Genomic DNA, 1,440 nt, shown 5'->3' with positions numbered 1-1,440 from the left:
TTGCCAATGGTTATGTATCCCTCGCTCGTGCGTGACACGACCGGTTTACCGATCCGCATCGGATCATTGTTGAAACGCGTAGCCGCCTGTTCAAACGTCCGGGCCATGCCCCAGAACCCGCCCCATGAGCCTGTGGCCGAGATGTATTCTGCACCTTCATAGAGAGCATCCGTTTCAGAACCGAAGTAGCTGAACCCTCCGTCCGGTGTCCAGCTTCCCCCGAAGGCCGAGTTCAGCATCATGCTGATCACATCAATGGTACCTCCTCCACTATTCCCTCCTCCATGCGGTGGCAGCGCCTCCAGCTTCTTGTCCCCCAGAGGGTCATTACCCTCTCAAAGTATTCTCCTCCATCTTCTATTTCACCATAAACAGCAAAATTATCGCACAGACGCTATCTTAGGGTGTCCTCCTTCTTTCAAAACGGTCACATAAATAACAACTTTTACTTTAATAGGTTTATTAGAGGGATCTGCTGTCGGAGCTATATAAGATACTATATAATCATTAAGCTTAGCAGAGTCTTTACTAACCTTTAAAGTTTTCAAATGTTCAACGTCTGTCCCTTGGTCGTTCAACAATATATCATGGTCTAGACCAGCTTTCTTAAATTCTATTTTTAATTCTTTTCTTAACTGAAGTGTACAATATATTTGTTGTAATGAGTCCAATTTTTTTACTAAAATCTGAGGAGTTGGAGCAGTTACCCATGCGGTATTATAAGCAGTGTAAAATTCTTTTAGCATTTCAATGGATTGCCTTTCAAAAATATCGTTTTGAGTATTTGCACAACTAGTTTTTCCTAATAATAATGTGCAAATCATAATAAAGAGTACTATCGCTTTCATAACCTTGTTTTTTTATTGTCTACTTTCTTAAAGTGTATTCTTGTTAGATTGATTAAGGTGTTGCCCATCTAAATATTTCGTAACTGGGTTTCCATCTTTCATAACCATATCCAGGCCAATTTCCATTTTCTTTAAAATCTGATATCCATTGATTACCATTGAACATATCAATATGTCCATGAGGGCTTCCATTCGGATACGGTTGAAAGACTCTAATATCACCTTTCTTTGCTGAATATCCATCTGCACTTGTTGTGCTGAATCCCCAGCGAATTAGGTAGGGAGCATATTGCCTGGCGGACCCCGGATGGTTACTGGTGTTAATTCCCCCTGCTTCCAGCGCCATTCTTACCGCAAAAGCACAATGCCCACACGTCTTTCTGTCATATTTGGGAAATGCATGATCATTAAGATAATCAACAGATCTATCAATATCAAAGCTATTATTTGCTAATTCTAAGTTCCCTGATTCCCCCGAACTCGCCCCCACATTATTCTTCTTACTATTCCCCACGAATATCGTCACGGCAAAACCACTGATCCCGGCGATCGTAGTCGGTTTCCCCTGTGCATCATAATAGAGCTTGCCAAT

General features: G+C 41.7%; 3 protein-coding genes. All 3 read right to left on the bottom strand.

What is annotated here, in order from left to right; translation table 11 throughout:
• A partial coding sequence (locus tag DDR33_RS25075) for a hypothetical protein (RefSeq protein WP_146198881.1) occupies positions 1 to 242 on the bottom strand: 242 nt, incomplete at its 3' end.
• A 138-nt stretch (positions 243 to 380) separates the two neighbouring features.
• Complete coding sequence (locus DDR33_RS25070; RefSeq protein ID WP_109418510.1) at positions 381 to 848, bottom strand: hypothetical protein; 468 nt, start codon at positions 846 to 848, stop codon at positions 381 to 383.
• 52 nt (positions 849 to 900) lie between these two features.
• A partial coding sequence (locus DDR33_RS26175; protein ID WP_109418509.1) for a hypothetical protein occupies positions 901 to 1,440 on the bottom strand: 540 nt, incomplete at its 5' end.

Origin of the sequence: Pararcticibacter amylolyticus, assembly GCF_003130405.1 — a bacterium.
In the GTDB taxonomy this organism is placed as follows: domain Bacteria; phylum Bacteroidota; class Bacteroidia; order Sphingobacteriales; family Sphingobacteriaceae; genus Arcticibacter; species Arcticibacter amylolyticus.
The sequence above is the reverse complement of the archived record's forward strand: the minus strand, read 5'-3'. Positions and strand labels throughout refer to the sequence as shown.

Bases quoted from the DNA above. Each gene is read 5' to 3' on its own strand.
- DDR33_RS25070 (WP_109418510.1), bottom strand. From the start codon at position 848: ATGAAAGCGATAGTACTCTTTATTATGATTTGCACATTATTATTAGGA.